Raw genomic sequence first — 19,631 nt, forward strand, 5'->3', positions numbered from 1 at the left:
TTAATGTGGTTGCGGGAGCAGGATTTGAACCTACGACCTTCGGGTTATGAGCCCGACGAGCTACCATGCTGCTCCATCCCGCGTCCGGATGTCATTGTTAAGTACAATGAGAACTTTACTCCAATCAGACTAATTGTCTAACCAGAAAATTTGGAGCGACACATCGGGTTCGAACCGATGACCTCAACCTTGGCAAGGTTGCGCTCTACCAACTGAGCTAGTGTCGCATCTCAACAACGTTTCCGTCGTTCAGGGCTGCGAATTATAAGAGCATTTTTTTGTGATGCAAGTCCTTCCTGCAAAAAAACATGTTTTTTTTATCGTTTGATGAAAAAGCACACAAAAGCGCATAAACAATGAACGCTTTGTTTAAAATTAAAACATGAGCTTGCAACTATCACTACGATTAAAGCACTGATTTAGCGTAGTGAATAAACAAAATTAAATAGCAAATGCGATATGCCCCAGCAAATAGATTTTAAAAATCTATTCAAGCTGGTTTAAAAGTATACATTTGTATATAACCAAATGCTGATGTTATCACTCCACCCAACGTTATGTTGTTAATGGCAATTGCAAATCATGGAGATCGCAATGGCATTACCCGTTTTCCGACGATCTTTTGTGAGTTTATGTCTGCTGTTCTGCACTGTCTTTGTTCTTAATGGCTGTGAATCCATGCCTAAACCAGTGCGTAACCTCGGCAAAACAGACGTTGACTTCGTCATGGACGTGCACGTAAAAGAGCAAAAAGAGTTATTAATGGAATTAACGCGCAAAATGTACGTGCGTAACCCCGACCAGCTTAGAAAACTTCAAGACACGACAATCGAAGATCGTATGTTGCAAATATTTGGCCGCAACGACGATATTGATCTGCCTTCTTTGGTATTTGAAGAGTTGGGAGAGAAAACCGGCATTGAAGCGATACTGCTCGCGTTTGATGAATCATTTCAAGGGGACCGCGTGTTTGCCGCCATGGTCGGTCTAACAGAGATGCTACGTCGCTCCTACAACCACCAGCAAGAGTTTTTCATACTCGACTCTCTCGATGAACAAGCGCTCTACAACAGTGCTCGTAATATTGAAATTTTTGTCTGGCGCCTTTACCACCGACAAAATAGTCATGGTGAACTCTTTTTACTTAGTAATCACGTCGCGGATGGGGAGTTTGATACGAGTTTCGATCGCATCTTTGCCAAGATGACCATGATTCAAGACATGATGGCTCTGATTGTCGCTGACAAAACTAACCGCAGTATCACTAAAGTCGCACAGGGCGTAGCGCAATTTGTTTTCTTACCCATTCCCTAATGCCTAAAACGAAAAAACCGCAGCGACGCTGCGGTTTCTAAGTAATCGAAGATTCAATCTCGCTGTATTGCGATTAAATGCTAAAGATTGTTTTACGGTAGTACTGCAGTTCAGCGATCGATTCACGGATATCATCCAGCGCAAGATGACTCCCCGATTTAGAAAAACCATCCAAAACTTCAGGCTGCCAACGACGAGTGAGCTCTTTCAGCGTGCTGACATCCACATAACGATAGTGGAAGTATTCTTCCAACTCCGGCATATGCTTGTACAAGAAGCGACGATCTTGACCAATACTGTTACCACAGATCGGAGATTTACCTTTAGGAACCCACTGCTCTAGAAACGCGATTGTTTGGCGAATTGCTTCTTGCTCATCAACCGAGCTGTTGCGAATACGTTCAACTAAGCCACTGTTGGTATGAGTGTTCGTGCACCAATCATCCATTTTTTCCAGCTCAGATTCCGGCTGATGAATGGCCAATACTGGGCCTTCTGCCAAAATATTAAGCTCACTATCCGTGACTATGGTGGCGATTTCGATAATTTTGTGAGTTTCTGGATCAAGCCCAGTCATCTCGAGATCGACCCAGATTAAATTTTGATCGCTAAAGGACATAAATCGTTGCCTATTGGTTTTTCGCTAAAAAAGGTACTATACCCAAATTCAGATACCCAAGATAGCAATCTCAGGTGTCGACCCTAAGAGAAGCAGATTAAGTAGATCATCGTGGCAAAACAAAAAAAGCTAACCAAAGGTCAAGTACGACGCGTTCGTAGCAATCAAAAACGCAAACTCACGAAAGCGGAAAGTATCCAGTGGGATGAGTCTATGCTGGGTGGCACCAAAACAGGGTTAGTGATTACCCGTTTTGGTCAACACGCGGATATTGAAGATGTTGAAACACAGGAAATTCACCGCTGTAACTTACGTCGTGGCATCGAATCTTTAGTCTCTGGTGACAAAGTAATTTGGCGCGCAGGTCTTGAGTCTATGTACGGTATTTCTGGTGTGGTCGAAGCAGTAGAACCTCGTATCTCTGTGCTCACTCGCCCAGACTACTACGACGGTCTAAAACCCGTTGCGGCCAATATCGGCCAAATGGTGATCGTATCATCGGTCTTGCCAGAACTGTCACTTAATATTATTGACCGTTACTTGGTGGCTGCCGAAACACTCCAAATCCCACCTTTGCTGGTTTTAAATAAAATCGACCTGCTCGATCAAGCACAGCGCGAGCAATACCAACAATCACTACGTGACTATGAGAATATTGGTTACAAAGTGCTATTGGTGAGTAAAGAGTCGGGTGAAGGCATTCCGGAACTGGAAGCTGCACTGGGTGACTGCATCAACATCTTTGTTGGTCAATCTGGTGTTGGCAAATCAAGCCTAGTTAATGCGCTAATGCCTGGACTCGAAATTGAGGAAGGCCTTGTGTCTGAAAACTCAGGACTTGGTCAGCACACCACGACCGCTGCTCGCTTGTATCACATCCCGTCAGGTGGTGATTTAATTGATTCACCGGGAGTGCGTGAGTTTGGTTTGTGGCACTTAGAAGCAGAAGAAGTCACCAAGGCATTTGTTGAATTCAAACCTTACCTAGGCAACTGTAAGTTCCGCGACTGCAAACACAATGACGATCCGGGCTGCGTACTTCGCGAAGCCGTGGAACAGGGCCAAGTGAGTCAAAGCCGTTTTTATAACTACCATCGCATTCTTGAGAGCATGTCTGAGAATAAGGCTAACCGACAATACTCGCGCAATAAGAAAGCCGATCTGTAACGCAATGGCTACTGGTAAAAATCAGCAACTACTGACATTTGCTGATTTTTTAAGTACCATCTTGCGCCCAAAAGTTTGAAACAGATAATTAACATTGGAATTGAGCACAATGGACAAGTTTAAAGTTAGACTGCAATACTGGATCCCTCAGCATGCACTTACTCGCTTAGTGGGTAAAATCGCTTCAGCCAAAGCAGGCAGTCTAACCACCGCAATCATTCGCTGGTTTATCAAGCAATACAATGTAAATATGGATGAAGCTCTGCATTCAGATCCAAAGCACTTCGCCACATTTAACGAATTTTTTGTTCGTGAACTAAAAGACGGGGCTCGCCCTATTTCTGCCGGTGATGAACTCATCACGCACCCAGCAGATGCTTGTGTTAGTCAGTTTGGCCCAATCCAAGACGGTAAACTCATTCAAGCGAAAAATCACGATTACACCGCGCTTGAGCTGTTAGGCGGTGATGAAAAACTGGCAGAAGAATTTAACGACGGCGAATTTGCTACCTTGTATTTATCGCCAAGTGATTACCATCGTGTTCACATGCCATGCGATGGCACGTTGCGTCAGATGATTTATGTACCTGGTGATCTCTTCTCTGTTAACCCTCTGACTGCCGAGAATGTGCCAAACCTATTTGCTCGTAACGAACGCGTTGTTTGTATCTTTGACACTGCCTTTGGCCCAATGGCACAAGTACTGGTTGGAGCAACAATTGTTGGCAGTATCGAACAAGTGTGGGCAGGTACGGTAACACCTCCGCGCGGCAACACGGTTCATCGCTGGGAATACCCTGCAGAAGGCGACAAAGCTGTCATTCTGAAAAAAGGCGAAGAAATGGGTCGCTTCAAGCTAGGTTCAACGGTAATTAACCTGTTTGCTAAAGATAGCATCCGCTTCGATGACTCAATGCAACTTGGCCAAGCAACCGTCATGGGTACCCCTTACGCTCAGCGTCAAAACGCAGAATAATACGTAAATATTCCATTAAAAAGCCCCGAATTATTCGGGGCTTTTTTTTGACCGAAGACAAAATTTACGCAACATTTTTTACCTATTTGTAAAATTATTACCTTAGTCTAAGACCTTAATTTGGTTATCTTTTACTCTATCCTTCTACACTGACATGAGAAGGTTTGCCGCGTATGACAAAGATTCATTCTGGCACAATGATCAAACTGCTGATCTGTTTTGGGTTGCCGCTTGCCGTGTTGCTCATGCCCATTGATTCGATTCCAATAGCAGACTTAACCTTAATCCAGCACCGACTCCTTGCCATTTTCCTTCTTGCTGCCCTCTTGTGGGTGTTGGAACCCGTACCTGTTTTCGCCACTTCGATTTTGATCATCGCGCTTGAACTGATCATGATCTCTGATAAAGGTCTGCACTTGTTCCGCAATCCACCAGCCGGTCACGACTTTGGTGAGCTTGTGGCCTACACCGATATTTTCAGCGCTTTCTCCTCGCCGATCATTATTCTGTTTATGGGGGGATTTGCATTGGCAATATCCGCCTCCAAATACGAACTCGATAACAACCTTGCCCGCGTACTACTTAAACCTTTTGGCACTCAGCCACGCTTTATCATGTTAGGGCTCATGTTGATCACGGCAGTGTTCTCGATGTTTATGTCCAATACCGCCACGACGGTCATGATGTTGGCGTTATTGGGCCCCATTGTCGCTTCCGCACCAAAAGGCGACCTTGGCATCAAGGCTCTCGTATTGTGTATTCCGATCGCCGCCAATACTGGTGGTATTGCGACACCAATCGGTACCCCACCCAATGCGATTGCGCTGCAATACCTCACCGGTGCAAACAGTATCGACTTTCTTTCTTGGATGATGATGGGCTTACCGTTTGTCGTAGTGCAACTGACCATTGCTTGGTTCTTACTACAAAAATTGTTTCCTTCGTCAGAAGACAAAATGGTGCTCAAGCTCGGCGGTACATTCCAGAAAAACTGGCGCGCAATTGTGGTTTACGCCACCTTTGCGATAACCATCGTGCTGTGGATGACCACCAAACTGCATGGCATGAACACCTATGTGGTCTCCATCATTCCTTTGGCGGTGTTTACCCTAACCGGCATTATGGGCAAGGCTGAGTTGAAATTGATTAACTGGGATGTACTCTGGCTGGTTGCCGGTGGTATTGCGATTGGTATTGCGCTCGATAAAACCGGCCTCGCTTCAGCGCTGGCTCATGCGATCGATTACGATGCACTATCACCAACCGCGGTGATCATCACCATGTCATTGGTGTGTTGGGTGATGGCTAACTTTATGTCCAATACCGCCACAGCTAACCTATTGATGCCGATTGCTGCTGCGATTGGCGCTTCAATGCAGAGTCTGGATATGCAAAACCTATTGGTGGTCGTCGCGTTCTCAGCCTCGCTTGGGATGATTCTGCCAGTTTCAACGCCACCAAACTCTTTGGCTTACTCAACCGGCCTAATCGAAAGCAAAGACATGGCAAAAACCGGGTTGATCCTCGGTGTTCTCGGTTTATCCATGGTTTATATGGCCAACTGGATTCTCTCTTAACCAATACCTTCAAGCAGAGCAAAGCGTGGATAGGCTTCACGCTTTGCTTTCGCAATCTTTTAAGGCATATTGACCGTCTACAACCATACGCCACGCAGATCACCTCGCGTATGACCCTATCTTCGACAAGGATGAGTAATAGATGGGATATGAATGGCTCGCATTAGCCGCCGCTTTGCTTTGGGCGATAGCAAGTCTACTTTCTGTCACACCCGCACAGCATTTGGGCACTTTTGCTTATAGCCGCTGGCGTATGGGATGCACCAGTTTTATTCTCGCCACTATGGCGCTCTATACCGGTGGATGGGCAACCATCACGCTACCTTCGCTCAGTGCCATGATGCTTTCTGGCCTAGTCGGCATCTTCATCGGTGATACCGCACTATTTGCTTGCCTTAATCGTATGGGGCCACGCCAAGCTGGTTTGCTCTTCTCCTGTCACGCGGTTTTTTCTGCGCTACTCGGCTATTTTCTCTTTAGTGAACGTATGAGCAGTTGGGAGTTTGCGGGGGCAGGTTTGGTTTTTTCTGGCGTGGTGTTGGCGATATTTTTTGGCCGCAAAGGGCAAGACAGCAATCAATTTGAAGCAGTCAAAGGCCGAGTATGGGTTGGAGTGGGCCTTGGCTTGCTAGCCGCTGTTTGCCAAGCATTAGGAGGCATTAATTGCCAAACCTATCATGCAAACTGCGGTTGACCCTGTCGCCGCTTCAGCATTGCGAATGATGACTGCCTTTGCCGCCCATTGTCTACTGTGGTTAACGGGAGTGAGATTGGCAAAAGGCACCAATGCGATTAACGCTAAGATTTTTATCGTTACCGCGCTCAACGGCTTTCTCGCCATGGCCGTCGGCATGACGCTGATCTTATACGCGCTGCAAAAAGGCAATGTCGGCATGGTGGCTCTACTCTCTTCAACCACCCCCATAATGCTGCTACCGCTATTATGGATTTATAGCAAACGACGCCCTAATCGCTACGCATGGTGCGGCGCTATCCTCGCGGTCTGTGGCACCGCTATACTGGTGCAGTAGTCGACAAAAACTGCATACTCAGCTATCGAATTGATTGGTAATTCCTCCTTTACATTGGCAGCGAAATGTTAAGAATAAGAGTTATTATCAATGTAAGCTAATAGCCAAATAGACAATTCGCTGAAAGATAGCTACACGACATCACCAACAATATTTGATCTTGGCCTACAGTTTTGCTTATAAAGTGTAGTAAAATTACGCTAGTTTTGTTTCAAGGTACTTGGGTTTTCCGACCCAAAACCGACAGTTACTTAAATTTGACGAGGTTTACTCTATGTCTGCTAAGAAGCCATTGGCTCTAGTTATTCTTGACGGTTACGGACACCGTGAAGACACTGCAAATAATGCCGTTGCAAACGCAAATACGCCTAATTTAGACAATCTATTTGCTAACCACCCGAACACGCTAATTTCTGCGTCTGGCATGGATGTAGGTCTACCAGATGGTCAAATGGGTAACTCAGAAGTTGGCCACACAAACATTGGCGCTGGCCGTATTGTGTACCAAGATCTTACTCGTATTACTAAATCTATCGCTGATGGCGAGTTCGCTGAAACTGCAGCACTGGTTGAAGCAATGGACAGCGCAATCAACGCAGGTAAAGCCGTTCACATCATGGGTCTTATGTCGCCAGGTGGCGTTCACTCTCACGAAGATCACATCTACGCTGCGGTTGAAATGGCTGCTGCACGTGGCGCTGAAAAAATTTACCTACACTGCTTCCTTGATGGCCGTGATACGCCACCACGTAGCGCAGAAGGCTCACTACAACGTTTCCAAGAGCTGTTCGCTAAACTAGGTAAAGGCCGTGTTGCTTCTCTAGTGGGTCGTTACTATGCAATGGACCGTGATAACAACTGGGATCGCGTTCAAGTTGCTTACGATCTACTGACTCAAGCAAAAGCAGAATTTACATTTGATACGGCGGTAGAAGGCCTTGAAGCGGCTTACGCTCGTGATGAAAACGACGAATTTGTTAAAGCGACAGCGATCAAAACAGCTGAGCAAGAAGATGCAATCATGCAAGATGGCGATGCGGTTATCTTCATGAACTACCGTGCAGACCGTGCACGTCAAATCACTCGTACCTTCGTGACTGACTTTGACGGTTTTGAGCGCGCATCATTCCCAGCACTAAACTTCGTGATGCTAACGCAATACGCAGCAGACATCCCTCTAGCGGCGGCATTCCCACCAGCAACACTAGAAAATACTTATGGTGAGTGGCTTTCTAAACAAGACAAGACTCAGCTACGTATTTCTGAAACAGAAAAATACGCGCACGTCACTTTCTTCTTCAACGGTGGTGTTGAAAACGAGTTTGCTGGTGAAGAGCGTCAACTAGTTGCTTCGCCAAAAGTTGCGACTTACGACCTACAACCAGAAATGAGCTCAACTGAGCTAACTGACAAACTGGTTGCGGCGATCAAATCAGGTAAGTTCGATACGATTATCTGTAACTACCCTAACCCAGACATGGTTGGTCACACTGGTGTTTACGAAGCCGCTAAACAAGCAATCGAAGCTATCGATGCATGTATGGGCCGCGTAGTAGAAGCGATCAATGAAGTTGATGGCCAAATGCTGATCACAGCAGACCACGGTAATGCAGAAATGATGATCGACCCTGAAACAGGTGGCATCCACACTGCACACACTAACCTACCAGTTCCACTGATTTATGTGGGTAGCAAAGCGGTTGAGTTCAAAGAAGGCGGTAAACTGTCTGATCTTGCACCGACAATGCTTTCTCTTGCGGGTATCGAAATTCCTGCAGAAATGTCTGGTCAGATTATCGTAAAATAATCACCTCGCATAATAAACGCCCGAGCCATGCTTGGGCGTTTTTGTTTGGCCTAACTTTGTTTGCGCTGCATATGACACTGCATACAAGTTTTTACTTAATCCTTTCTTCCCAAGATTCGAATTATGTATACTGGCCGCTAATCAATTGGTTAGGATAATTCGAGCTAATGTCGCTTAAAGCCATCACAAAAACTCATCGCATACTGCGCACGCTCATGCTGCTGACGGTTGGTTTTGCTTCGGTCGCCCCTTTATCCACGCAGGCATCATCACCCAACCAATTGACCGGCGTGAAGAGCGAAATATCACGACAAAAGAACGCGTTGAGCTCACAACAGAAAGAGCTCGACAAGTTACAAAAATCACTTAAAAGCCAAGAGCTTGGGATCAATCAGATTGAACGTGAAATCAAGCAAACCAAAGCCTCTCTGACAAAAACCAATGCCAACATCAAGGCGTTGGACGGTAAAATTGTCACGCTAGAAAAAGACCAAGCACTACAGAGTGAAAAGCTTGAGCAGCTATTGCGCACCTATTACGTCACTCAACGCGCTAAGTCATCAGCCAATATAATGACTCAAGGCGTGGAAGAAGATCGCATCAGCCAATATTTCCAGTACCTTGCCAAACAAAGAGCCAAAACCATCACTGAGCTGGAACAGATCGTCGTCGATCTTGAGCAAAGTGAACAACAACTGGCACTCGAAAAACAACAGATCACGAAATTACTGACCGAACAAACCAACAAACGCAATCAGCTGGCGAAAACCCAATCTCAGCGAAAAGGGACGGTCAATAAAATCCAAAAAAGTATCTCGAGCGATAAAGTCTATCTGTCTGAATTACAGCGCAACGAAGCACGCCTAAAAGCTGAAATAGCCAAGGCAGCCAAGCGTAACTCGGTACCTATGGATGGGCTAGCCAAACAGAAAGGCAAATTGCCTTGGCCAATTAAAGGCCGTGTGATGCACAGCTATGGTTCTAAACAAACAGGGCAAATTGATTGGAAAGGCATCGTGGTTGCCGCCAATTATGGCCAGGCGGTCAAATCGGTTTACTCTGGTACCGTGGTCTTTGCCGATTACTTACGCGGCTATGGTTTGGTAGTTTTACTCGATCACGGCAAAGGTGATATGACGTTATACGGTTTCAACCAAAGCCTGTTAAAAAAAGAAGGGGATAAAGTCACCGCTGGCGAATCCATTGCTTTGGCTGGTGATACCGGGGGACAAACTCAACCTTCACTCTATTTTGAAATCCGCCGCAACAGCAAAACTCAAGATCCTATCTCGTGGCTGAAACGTAAATAATCCAAATACAGCAAGGGCGCCAGTTGGCGCCCTTGCTCATTCTGATGCTTCAAGAGCGACAATAATATTGCGAAACTTGCTCTATTAACGACGGCAATTGCGCCGGTTCAAGATGGTTAATCCCCCCCGCGGCTTCTCGCCCTCCCCCTGATTCAAACTGACTGCATAACTCACCCGCACCTTGTTTATTCTCTAATGGTGCACGCAGCGACACGGTATAACCTTGTTGGCTATTTTCACTTAGCACCAAGTGAGCTTTATCTGGCGATTGGTTCGCTAACCAGTTGCCATACACGCCACTAATCCGTCTGGAGGCAGGACTATTGGGTAAAGAATAGACCGCTAACTGCGAGTCTTGATAACTGGCATCCAGCGATGTCGCAACAGCCATATCATGTTGATAGGCGAGTCGTAAGCGATGATAAGGGGAATCTTGTGCAGCGATAACTGCGAGTGGATCATCGTAGGCCAAAAGCTCCTGAAACAGATCTGCCGGGTGAAAATGTAAATCTTCAACACTTTCACCATAGCCGTTGTAATTGATCAAAGTGCCAAGCTCTTTCAACTGATCTGCTTGTTGTCGGCTCAAACCTGCCCGTTGCGCTAACGAGTTCGCTTTAGCGATCAGGTTATCCCCATACGCACCAGTAATCGCCCAATGGTGGTAACGCCCCTCCAATAAGCGATCGATGATCAAAGCGGTACACACATTGGCGTCTAAATCGATATGGGTGGTGAGCTGTTGATGCAAAGGGATGTCATCGGCTTTATGATGATCGGCGTAAAAGACCGTTGCGCCCACCTCTAACGCGCGCAGCAGTGCAGATCGGTTTCGGCTTAATGAGATATCCAATACCGTCAGAGAATCGCCTGAGCAGACCGTTACAGTATCGAGCAATTGAATATCACGCTTTACTCCAGTCACCAACTGAGCATGCTGCGGGTTGGCAAGGCGTAACTGCAGTAGCGCGATGATGCCATCAGCATCACCATTAAAAATATCATAGTGCATAACATTACTCGAATCAGAAGGTTATCAGTAATGTAACGGCTTAGAGCATGCGGAACAAAGAGCGAAAGGTTATAAACCCTCGCCTTCAATTATATTCATGTCGCGATTAGAGGTTTAGGCATGCATCGCCTTGACGCCATCTTCTAACAACTGCAGTTGCTCCAACCCTGATTCTGTCGCTCTTGGTTTCACCACAGAAATCATCTGCAACATGCCTTGATGGATAATCTGCTCCGTGATTTGCGTCTTCGGTGACATCGCAGACTGATAGCCTAACCAACTTGATGCAATCAAGTGTAACGTTGCCACCAGCGGCTTCATTTCATTTTCAGCAACATCCAATAAACCGAGTTGGATAAAAGCCGCCATAATATTCACCAAATTCAGTTGCAGCTTATCCTGCACTTGAATGTATTCTTCATGCAGAACTTCATCACGTTGCAAGATCTCAGGTAAATTTGCATAGAAGAAACGGTACTTCCACATCAGAGTGAAAATTGAGTTGAGGTAGAGTTTGAGTAACACCAAACTCTCTTGCTGACCTTGTACCGGCGTAAAGCGCTCTAACAATTCATTAGAATATAGAGCGAAGATCTCACGCACAATTTCCTGTTTATTGCGAAAATGGTAGTAAAGATTACCGGGGCTAATATCGATATGCGCTGCAATATGATTGGTGGTGATATTCCTTTCACCATGTTCATTAAAGAGCTCTAGGGCTGCTAATACGATTTTATCGCGCGTCTTCATTGCTTATGCTATTCCTTTATCTCCGTTGCACCCAGTATACCCACTCGAATTGCCAATAACAAAAACGCCTGAATAAATCAGGCGTTTGAGCAATTGCGATTATTTGTGGTAAGGCTTAGACAACTCGTGCACAGCCTCAACAAATACACCGGCATTTTCTGGCGGCACATCAAGGTGAATGCCATGGCCAAGGTTAAATACGTGCCCTGTGCCCGCATCACCAAACCCTTCTAGGATTGAGCCCACTTCTTCACGAATACGCTCAGGTGACGCGTACAACATTGAAGGGTCCATATTGCCTTGCAGCGCAACTTTGTCACCAATGCGTGCTTTCGCATCAGCTATATTGATCGTCCAATCGAGACCAACCGCATCACAACCCGTTGCTGCGATTTGCTCAAGCCACATGCCGCCATTTTTAGTGAACAGTGTAACAGGGACACGACGACCATCGTTTTCACGGATAAGGCCATCAACAATCTTGTGCATGTACTGCAACGAGAATAGGTTGTAGTCACGCGGTGTTAATACGCCGCCCCATGTATCAAATACCATGACTGATTGCGCACCCGCTTTAATTTGTGCGTTTAGGTATTCGATCACGCTATCTGCTAGCTTATCCAGTAACAGATGTAGCGTTTGTGGTTCTGCATACATCATTTTCTTGATCTTGGTGAAGGCTTTAGAGCTGCCACCTTCAACCATGTAGGTTGCCAGCGTCCATGGACTGCCTGAGAAACCGATCAATGGTACTTCGCCTTGCAGATCTTTACGGATCTGGCGTACGGCATTCATAACATACTGCAGTTCACCTTCTGGATCAGGCAAACCAATTTTCTCAACATCCGCTTTACAGGTAATTGGCTTGTCAAACACAGGGCCTTCACCTTGCGTAAAACGTAGGCCTAAACCCATTGCATCGGGAATAGTTAAGATGTCAGAGAATAGAATCGCGGCATCAAGAGGAAAACGGCGTAATGGCTGAAGGGTTACCTCTGAAGCAAGCTCAGCATTGCGGCACAGTGACATAAAATCACCCGCTTGGGCACGAGTTGCTTTATATTCAGGTAGGTAACGGCCTGCTTGGCGCATCATCCATACTGGGGTGTAATCTACAGGCTCTTTCAAAAGCGCACGCAGATAACGATCATTTTTTAATTCAGTCATTGTGCTTTTCCAATCTTAGGCTTTATTTTTCGCTGATATTCTAACACTGTTTGGCTCGCAAAAGCCGAGTGCTTTGCAACCTAGATCAAGTTATTAACTTTTAAATAAGTGCTTAATTTGCACCCAACCTCTAACAGTGATAAAAATTTCATCGCTAGCGAAAACTACAATAATTAACTGTGTATCTAATACTCAGTATCTCATAACGACATCTTACTTACCCCCTCCCTCTCGGAGGGTTTTTTTTATCTACATTTCAGTAAGATGGCTATTTATGTCATTCAACGTCCGATCAATCAACTGACGGGCAATGGTTCCAGTAGGTGCAACAGGCGGCATCTCATCAGGTGAGAACCACTGCGCATCACTTAATTCGCTGTAATCCGGTTTAATGTTACCAGATTGATAATCGGCTAAAAATGCCATCATCATACTGGATGGAAATGCCCAAGGTTGGCTACCAAAATAGCGAATATTGCATACTTCAATACCGGTTTCCTCTTTCACTTCTCGAGCAACACACTGTTCCAACGTTTCACCCACCTCTAAAAATCCAGCAATCACGGTATACATACCATTACGATGGCGTGGATGTTGCGCGAGTAGAATTTGCTGCTGCTTACGAACCGCAACAATAATACACGGAAAGATACGTGGGTAATGCAACGTACGGCACTCTGTACACTGCATAGCGAGTTGATTGTGATTCAAATGATTTCGACCACCACATTGTGGACAAAAACGCATCGTTTGCGTCATGTGACCATATTGAACCGCTTTACTGGTTAGCAGAAAGAGCTCTTCTGGATAACCTAAACAATCACGCAGTGAACTCATGGGTAGGCGAGCTTCCACTTCCATATCATTAAGCCACATCACTGAGACTCCTTGATACTCACCAATACAGACCATATCACGGTCAGAAAACCCGAATTCACTAGCAAAACCGTAAGGGAGCTTGCCATCTTCTAGCCAAATATCACTCCCTGATACAACACACCAATATGCCGCATTCTCGTGGGCTATATCACCGTTCTCCAACATTACCATCCCTCATTGCTTGCAGTTCAACCATTTTACTGGCAATCTAATTTCATACTAGAGTTAGTAGAAAAGCAATTCATTCACTATAATTTCTAGTCAGGACAATAGGTTGTATATCTATCATCGCTTTGCACTGCAAAGTAAATGATCACCGGAGTTGTGATTAGATCATGAGGGCATGGTCATGCTAAAAAAATTGAAAAAAACACAAGAACAATGGGGTGGCTCAAGTGATGTCATCGACCATTGGTTAGAGACCCGACAATCCCTAATTGTCGAATATTGTAAGCTTGCCGCACTGCAACCCGCTAGTCAGAAAACCACGCTATCTTCACTCCCCACGCCACTAGAACTGCAAGACTTTTGTCAGCACCTTGTTGATTACATCTCCGAAGGTCACTTTAAGATCTACGATACTGTGATGGATCAATGGCGTTCGACCGGCTTTGAAATCACCGACGATATCAATAAAGCCTACGCGAAGATCGTATTAACCACTGATCCACTGCTGAACTTTACCGATAAATACGCGGATGTAGGTGAAGACGATACGTTAGACGTATTTGACGCAGACCTATCGAGTGTTGGCGAAATTCTTGAAGTACGATTTGAAGTCGAGGATCACTTGATTCAACTGATTTCAGATAGCTTAGCAGTGCCACCGGGGGCATAAGCTAGAGCTCTAGGAGATTCGAGAAGTTAGAATACTTCGCGTGAAATGAGAAAGAGAGAGGGTTGGCATGAGAGTGTCAGCCTTTTTTATTGCGGGTTGAAATATTAAAGTCGTCACTCGAGGGAATAACCGAGTGTTCGCCGGTAATGTTCTGAGCTGTATTTAGTTTGATTAGTAGCAAAGTACGCCATCATCCTCAAGAGCGAGGCACGAACGAGTTGGGGACTTGATGTCATCACTGTTACTGCTATAGATTCCCGACACCTTCCTTCGTCAGGCTAGGGAATGACCAAAGGTTCGCCGGTAATATCCTGAGCTTTATTTCGCTTATTTGGTAGCAAAGTAGATCGTCATCCTCAAGAGCGAGGCATGAGCGCGTTGGGGATCTGATGTCATCAGTGTTACTGCTATAGATTCCCTACGCCTTCCTTCGTCAGTCTAGGGAATGACCGAGTGGTCGCCAGTTAGTTTCTCACCTTTTATTTAGCCTGATTGCTGGCAAAGCAGGTCGTCATCCTCAAGAGCGAGGCGCGAGCGTGTTGGGGATCTTATATCGTCATTGTCGCAGCTATAGATTCCCTACGCCTTCCTTCGTCAGTATAGGGAATGACCGAGTGGTCGCCAGTTAGTTCCTCACCTTTTATTTAGTCTGATTGCTGGCAAAGCAGATCGTCATTGTCGCTGCCATAGATTCCCTACGCCTTCCTTCGTCAGTATAGGGAATGACCGAGTGGCCGCCAGTTAGTTTCTCACCTTTTATTTAGCCTGATTGCTGGCAAAGCAGATCGTCATCCTCAAGAGTGAGGCACGAGCGAGTTGGGGATCTAATTTCCTTTCGTCTTGGTGATGACTCACCGCTTAATTGAATATCCTCCCCACCGATCTCGCTTCTCAATTCTATCTCTCAATTCTTCAAAAACAAAAAAGGCACCCGAAGGTGCCTTTTTTCTTAAGCTATTGCTCGTCTCGAAGATTAATCTTCAGAAGAGAAGCCAGCGTTTAGAAGTGCTGCTAGGTTATCTGTTGCTTGTTCAGCAGATGGACCTTCTTGCTCTTCAGCGCGCTTAGCTTGACGCTCTTGGTGGTATGCGAAACCTGTACCCGCTGGGATCAGACGACCCACGATTACGTTTTCTTTCAGACCACGTAGCTCATCACGCTTACCAGAAACCGCAGCTTCTGTTAGTACGCGAGTTGTCTCCTGGAACGATGCCGCAGAGATGAACGACTCAGTTGCTAGAGATGCTTTAGTGATACCTAGAAGATCACGTTCAAAACGTGCAGGCTCTTTGCCTTCAGCTTCTAGATTACGGTTAGCAATCTTAACATTATGGTATTCAACTTGCTCGCCAGGTAGGAACTCAGAGTCACCCGCGTGTGTAATAGTACACTTACGTAGCATTTGACGAACGATAGTCTCAATGTGCTTATCGTTAATCTTAACGCCTTGTAGACGGTAAACTTCTTGTACTTCGTTAGCGATGTACTGAGTTACTGCGTGGATACCACGTAGACGTAGAATGTCATGCGGGGTCTCTGGACCATCTGCAATAACATCACCACGTTCCACTTTCTCGCCTTCGAACACGTTCAATTGGCGATGCTTAGGAATCATCTCTTCGTAAACTTCACCGCTGTCGCGAGTGATCACTAGACGACGCTTACCTTTCGTTTCTTTACCAAAGCTTACTGCACCAGTGTGCTCAGCTAGGATCGCAGGCTCTTTAGGCTTACGAGCTTCGAATAGGTCTGCTACGCGTGGTAGACCACCGGTGATATCTTTGTTTCCGCTCGATTTTTGAGGGATACGAGATAGTGTGTCACCAATGCCAACTTCCGCGCCATCTTCGATGTTAACGATCGCTTTACCAGGTAGGAAGTAGTGAGCTGGCATATCAGTACCAGGGATCATTACATCGTTACCTTGCTCATCTACAAGTTTGATAGCTGGACGCATATCTTTACCTGCAGCTGGGCGAGCAGCCGGATCAGTTACTTCGCTTGAAGATAGACCTGTTAGGTCATCTGTTTGGCGAGAAACTGTTACACCGTCGATCATATCAACGAATTGGATGCGACCTGCCACTTCAGTGATGATTGGCATGGTGTGCGCTTCCCAGTTAGCAACTACGTCGCCAGCTGTTACCGCATCGTTGTCCGCTTTGCTTAGAATCGAACCGTATGGCAGTTTGTGTTTCTCTTTCGTACGACCGAACTCATCAATGATGGTCATTTCAGATGCACGAGAAGTGATTACAAGTTTGCCAGCTTTGTTGATTACAAACTTAGCGTTGTGAAGCTTAACCGAACCTGTGTTCTTCGCTTGGATGCTGTTCTCTGCTGCTGCAGTAGATGCCGCACCACCGATGTGGAACGTACGCATCGTTAGCTGTGTACCTGGTTCACCGATAGACTGGGCAGCGATAACGCCTACTGCTTCACCTTGGTTTACTAGGTGACCACGTGCTAGGTCACGACCGTAACACTGTGCACAACAACCGAAGTCAGCATCACAAGTAACGACAGAGCGCACTTTCATGCTGTCAACAGAGTTCTCTTCCATGATCTGACACCACTTCTCATCAATTAGAGTATTACGTGGAATTAGAACATCTTCAGAACCAGGTTTAAGAACATCTTCAGCTACAACACGACCTAGAGCCAGCTCAGCCAGTGGAACTTTAACGTCACCACCTTCGATGTGAGGCATCATGTCGACACCTTCAACTGTGCCACAGTCATGTTCAGTAACTACAACGTCTTGAGCAACGTCTACTAGACGACGAGTTAGGTAACCCGAGTTTGCTGTTTTCAGTGCTGTATCCGCAAGACCCTTACGAGCACCGTGCGTTGAGATAAAGTACTGAAGGACGTTTAGACCTTCTTTAAAGTTTGCAGTGATCGGCGTTTCGATGATCGAACCATCTGGACGAGCCATCAGACCACGCATACCAGCAAGCTGACGAATCTGAGCTGCAGAACCACGTGCGCCCGAGTCGGCCATCATGTAGATGCTGTTGAACGATTCTTGTTGCTCTTCTTCACCGTCACGGTTAGTCACAGTTTCGTAAGACAAGTTTTCCATCATAGCTTTCGCTACGCGGTCGTTCGTTGATGCCCAGATATCGATAACTTTGTTGTATCGTTCACCCGCAGTTACAAGACCAGATTGGTACTGTTCTTGAATTTCGCGAACTTCTTCTTCTGCTGCTGAAATCTCAGTGTATTTCGCTGCAGGAACAACCATATCGTTGATACCAACAGATACGCCAGATAGTGCTGCATAAGCAAAACCGGTGTACATGATTTGGTCAGCAAATACTACTGTGTCTTTCAGACCAAGTTTACGGTAACACTCGTTAAGTAGGTTAGAGATTTGCTTCTTACCTAACTTTTGGTTAACGATGCTGTACGGTAGACCTGCTGGAACGATTTGCCACAACATTGCACGACCGACAGTTGTATCAACCATCTTCGTTTCAGTTGTGCTGTTACCGTCTTCATCAACAACAGTTTCAGTAATACGTACTTTAACGCGTGCGTGTAGTTCAGCGTTCTTAGTGCGGTATGCCTTCTCAGCCTCTTCAGGGCCAGCAAGGTACATGCCTTCACCTTTCACGTTGATCTTGTCACGTGTCATGTAGTACAGACCCAATACAACGTCCTGAGAAGGTACGATGATCGGATCACCTGACGCTGGCGACAGAATGTTGTTCGTCGACATCATCAGAGTACGAGCTTCAAGCTGTGCTTCTAGAGTTAGAGGCACGTGAACCGCCATTTGGTCACCATCGAAGTCCGCGTTGTATGCCGCACACACTAGTGGGTGTAGCTGAATCGCTTTACCTTCGATTAGTACTGGTTCGAACGCCTGGATACCAAGACGGTGAAGTGTTGGTGCACGGTTCAATAGTACTGGGTGTTCACGGATCACTTCGTCTAGGATATCCCAAACAACCGCTTCTTCGCGCTCTACCATTTTCTTAGCAGCTTTGATTGTAGTCGCAAGACCACGAGTCTCTAGCTTGCTGTAGATAAACGGTTTGAATAGCTCAAGTGCCATCTTCTTAGGAAGACCACACTGGTGTAGACGAAGGTATGGACCTACTGTGATTACAGAACGGCCAGAGTAGTCTACACGTTTACCTAGAAGGTTCTGACGGAAACGACCTTGTTTACCCTTGATCATATCAGCAAGAGATTTCAGAGGACGCTTGTTCGAACCTGTGATCGCACGACCGCGACGACCGTTATCTAGAAGGGCATCAACAGACTCTTGCAGCATACGTTTTTCGTTACGTACGATGATGTCTGGAGCCGCTAGCTCTAGAAGACGCTTCAAACGGTTGTTACGGTTGATCACACGACGGTAAAGGTCGTTCAGATCTGAAGTCGCAAAACGACCGCCATCTAGTGGTACTAGAGGACGTAGATCTGGCGGAAGAACTGGAAGTACAGTTAGGATCATCCACTCAGGGTTGTTACCCGAAGTGATGAATGCTTCTACCAGTTTCAGACGCTTAGTCAGCTTCTTACGCTTAGTTTCTGAGTTAGTGGTTTCTAACTCTTCACGCATTTGTTCAACTTCTGCGTGCATATCCATAGAACCTAGAAGGTCCTTGATAGCTTCTGCACCCATTTTAGCTGTGAACTCATCGCCCCACTCTTCTAGACGATCCAGATACTCTTCTTCAGTAAGCATCTGAGATTTTTCTAGATCCGTCATACCCGGTTCAGTTACTACGTACATTTCGAAGTAAAGAACACGTTCGATATCACGTAGTGGGATATCCATTAGTAGACCGATGCGAGACGGTAGTGATTTTAGGAACCAGATGTGAGCAACTGGTGAAGCAAGCTCGATGTGGCCCATGCGGTCACGACGAACTTTAGTTTGTGTAACTTCAACGCCACACTTCTCACAGATTACACCACGGTGCTTCAGGCGCTTGTATTTGCCACAAAGACATTCGTAGTCTTTTACTGGGCCAAAAATACGCGCACAGAACAAACCATCACGTTCAGGTTTGAACGTACGGTAGTTAATCGTTTCAGGTTTTTTAACTTCACCGAAAGACCATGAACGGATCATGTCTGGTGAAGATAGACCGATTTTGATTGCATCAAATTCTTCGGTCTTATGCTGCGCTTTTAGAAAGTTTAATAAGTCTTTCACAATCAGCT

The 19,631-nt window shown here is 46.0% G+C and carries 13 protein-coding genes, 2 tRNA genes and 1 pseudogene; 8 read left to right on the forward strand and 8 right to left on the reverse strand.

Annotated elements, in window-relative coordinates; all coding sequences use genetic code 11:
- Positions 1 to 6 precede the first annotated feature (6 nt).
- Positions 7 to 83: transfer RNA gene (locus tag RH85_RS09920), tRNA-Met, on the reverse strand.
- Positions 84 to 151: 68 nt separating this feature from the next.
- Positions 152 to 227, reverse strand: a tRNA-Gly gene (locus RH85_RS09925).
- A 367-nt stretch (positions 228 to 594) separates the two neighbouring features.
- Between RH85_RS09925 and RH85_RS09930 the strand changes: the two genes are divergently transcribed.
- Positions 595 to 1,314 (forward strand): hypothetical protein, encoded by a 720-nt coding sequence (locus tag RH85_RS09930; RefSeq protein ID WP_039948946.1) that lies wholly within the window; start codon positions 595 to 597, stop codon positions 1,312 to 1,314.
- Positions 1,315 to 1,387: 73 nt separating this feature from the next.
- On the opposite strand, the gene orn is transcribed toward RH85_RS09930, so the two are convergent.
- A complete protein-coding gene (gene orn, locus RH85_RS09935) occupies positions 1,388 to 1,933 on the reverse strand; it encodes an oligoribonuclease (protein WP_006712094.1) in 546 nt (181 codons plus the stop codon).
- A gap of 111 nt (positions 1,934 to 2,044) precedes the next feature.
- Here orn and rsgA point away from each other — a divergent pair, with 111 nt between their 5' ends.
- The 6 genes and pseudogenes from rsgA (at position 2,045) to RH85_RS09965 (ending at position 9,801) form a co-directional block, all read left to right on the forward strand.
- Positions 2,045 to 3,100 carry a small ribosomal subunit biogenesis GTPase RsgA gene (rsgA, locus tag RH85_RS09940; protein WP_006712095.1) on the forward strand — a complete coding sequence of 352 codons (1,056 nt, stop codon included), beginning with the start codon at positions 2,045 to 2,047 and terminating at the stop codon, positions 3,098 to 3,100.
- Between the two features lie 109 nt (positions 3,101 to 3,209).
- Positions 3,210 to 4,076: an archaetidylserine decarboxylase gene (gene asd, locus RH85_RS09945; RefSeq protein WP_006712096.1), complete on the forward strand. Its 867-nt coding sequence runs from the start codon at positions 3,210 to 3,212 to the stop codon at positions 4,074 to 4,076.
- A 173-nt stretch (positions 4,077 to 4,249) separates the two neighbouring features.
- A complete protein-coding gene (locus tag RH85_RS09950) occupies positions 4,250 to 5,653 on the forward strand; it encodes an SLC13 family permease (protein WP_006712097.1) in 1,404 nt (467 codons plus the stop codon).
- A 142-nt stretch (positions 5,654 to 5,795) separates the two neighbouring features.
- Positions 5,796 to 6,684: pseudogene (locus RH85_RS09955) on the forward strand (DMT family transporter).
- Positions 6,685 to 6,958: 274 nt separating this feature from the next.
- The gene (gene gpmM / locus RH85_RS09960) at positions 6,959 to 8,491 is read left to right on the forward strand and encodes a 2,3-bisphosphoglycerate-independent phosphoglycerate mutase (protein WP_006712098.1); all 1,533 of its coding nucleotides are present in this window, start codon (positions 6,959 to 6,961) and stop codon (positions 8,489 to 8,491) included.
- Positions 8,492 to 8,658: 167 nt separating this feature from the next.
- Positions 8,659 to 9,801 (forward strand): murein hydrolase activator EnvC family protein, encoded by a 1,143-nt coding sequence (locus RH85_RS09965; protein ID WP_006712099.1) that lies wholly within the window; start codon positions 8,659 to 8,661, stop codon positions 9,799 to 9,801.
- 49 nt (positions 9,802 to 9,850) lie between these two features.
- On the opposite strand, the gene RH85_RS09970 is transcribed toward RH85_RS09965, so the two are convergent.
- The 4 genes from RH85_RS09970 to nudC form a co-directional block, all read right to left on the reverse strand.
- Positions 9,851 to 10,813 carry a hypothetical protein gene (locus RH85_RS09970; protein WP_006712100.1) on the reverse strand — a complete coding sequence of 321 codons (963 nt, stop codon included), beginning with the start codon at positions 10,811 to 10,813 and terminating at the stop codon, positions 9,851 to 9,853.
- Between the two features lie 114 nt (positions 10,814 to 10,927).
- Positions 10,928 to 11,563, reverse strand: coding sequence for a TetR/AcrR family transcriptional regulator (locus RH85_RS09975; RefSeq protein ID WP_006712101.1), 636 nt, complete (start codon positions 11,561 to 11,563; stop codon positions 10,928 to 10,930).
- Between the two features lie 99 nt (positions 11,564 to 11,662).
- The gene (gene hemE, locus RH85_RS09980; RefSeq protein ID WP_006712102.1) at positions 11,663 to 12,730 is read right to left on the reverse strand and encodes a uroporphyrinogen decarboxylase; all 1,068 of its coding nucleotides are present in this window, start codon (positions 12,728 to 12,730) and stop codon (positions 11,663 to 11,665) included.
- A 249-nt stretch (positions 12,731 to 12,979) separates the two neighbouring features.
- On the reverse strand, positions 12,980 to 13,774 hold the full coding sequence (gene nudC, locus RH85_RS09985; protein WP_006712103.1) for an NAD(+) diphosphatase: 795 nt from the start codon (positions 13,772 to 13,774) through the stop codon (positions 12,980 to 12,982).
- A gap of 178 nt (positions 13,775 to 13,952) precedes the next feature.
- Here nudC and RH85_RS09990 point away from each other — a divergent pair, with 178 nt between their 5' ends.
- The gene (locus RH85_RS09990) at positions 13,953 to 14,447 is read left to right on the forward strand and encodes an Rsd/AlgQ family anti-sigma factor (RefSeq protein WP_006712104.1); all 495 of its coding nucleotides are present in this window, start codon (positions 13,953 to 13,955) and stop codon (positions 14,445 to 14,447) included.
- 973 nt (positions 14,448 to 15,420) lie between these two features.
- Here RH85_RS09990 and rpoC read toward each other — a convergent pair.
- The gene (rpoC, locus tag RH85_RS09995) at positions 15,421 to 19,623 is read right to left on the reverse strand and encodes a DNA-directed RNA polymerase subunit beta' (protein ID WP_006712105.1); all 4,203 of its coding nucleotides are present in this window, start codon (positions 19,621 to 19,623) and stop codon (positions 15,421 to 15,423) included.
- Positions 19,624 to 19,631 lie beyond the last annotated feature (8 nt).

Origin of the sequence: Vibrio ichthyoenteri ATCC 700023 (assembly GCF_000222605.1) — a bacterium.
Taxonomy (GTDB): domain Bacteria; phylum Pseudomonadota; class Gammaproteobacteria; order Enterobacterales; family Vibrionaceae; genus Vibrio; species Vibrio ichthyoenteri.

Bases quoted from the DNA above. Each gene is read 5' to 3' on its own strand.
- RH85_RS09930 (WP_039948946.1), top strand. From the start codon at position 595: ATGGCATTACCCGTTTTCCGACGATCTTTTGTGAGTTTATGTCTGCTG.
- orn (WP_006712094.1), bottom strand. From the start codon at position 1,933: ATGTCCTTTAGCGATCAAAATTTAATCTGGGTCGATCTCGAGATGACT.
- asd (WP_006712096.1), top strand. From the start codon at position 3,210: ATGGACAAGTTTAAAGTTAGACTGCAATACTGGATCCCTCAGCATGCA.
- RH85_RS09950 (WP_006712097.1), top strand. From the start codon at position 4,250: ATGACAAAGATTCATTCTGGCACAATGATCAAACTGCTGATCTGTTTT.
- gpmM (WP_006712098.1), top strand. From the start codon at position 6,959: ATGTCTGCTAAGAAGCCATTGGCTCTAGTTATTCTTGACGGTTACGGA.
- RH85_RS09965 (WP_006712099.1), top strand. From the start codon at position 8,659: ATGTCGCTTAAAGCCATCACAAAAACTCATCGCATACTGCGCACGCTC.
- RH85_RS09970 (WP_006712100.1), bottom strand. From the start codon at position 10,813: ATGCACTATGATATTTTTAATGGTGATGCTGATGGCATCATCGCGCTA.
- RH85_RS09975 (WP_006712101.1), bottom strand. From the start codon at position 11,563: ATGAAGACGCGCGATAAAATCGTATTAGCAGCCCTAGAGCTCTTTAAT.
- hemE (WP_006712102.1), bottom strand. From the start codon at position 12,730: ATGACTGAATTAAAAAATGATCGTTATCTGCGTGCGCTTTTGAAAGAG.
- nudC (WP_006712103.1), bottom strand. From the start codon at position 13,774: ATGTTGGAGAACGGTGATATAGCCCACGAGAATGCGGCATATTGGTGT.
- RH85_RS09990 (WP_006712104.1), top strand. From the start codon at position 13,953: ATGGTCATGCTAAAAAAATTGAAAAAAACACAAGAACAATGGGGTGGC.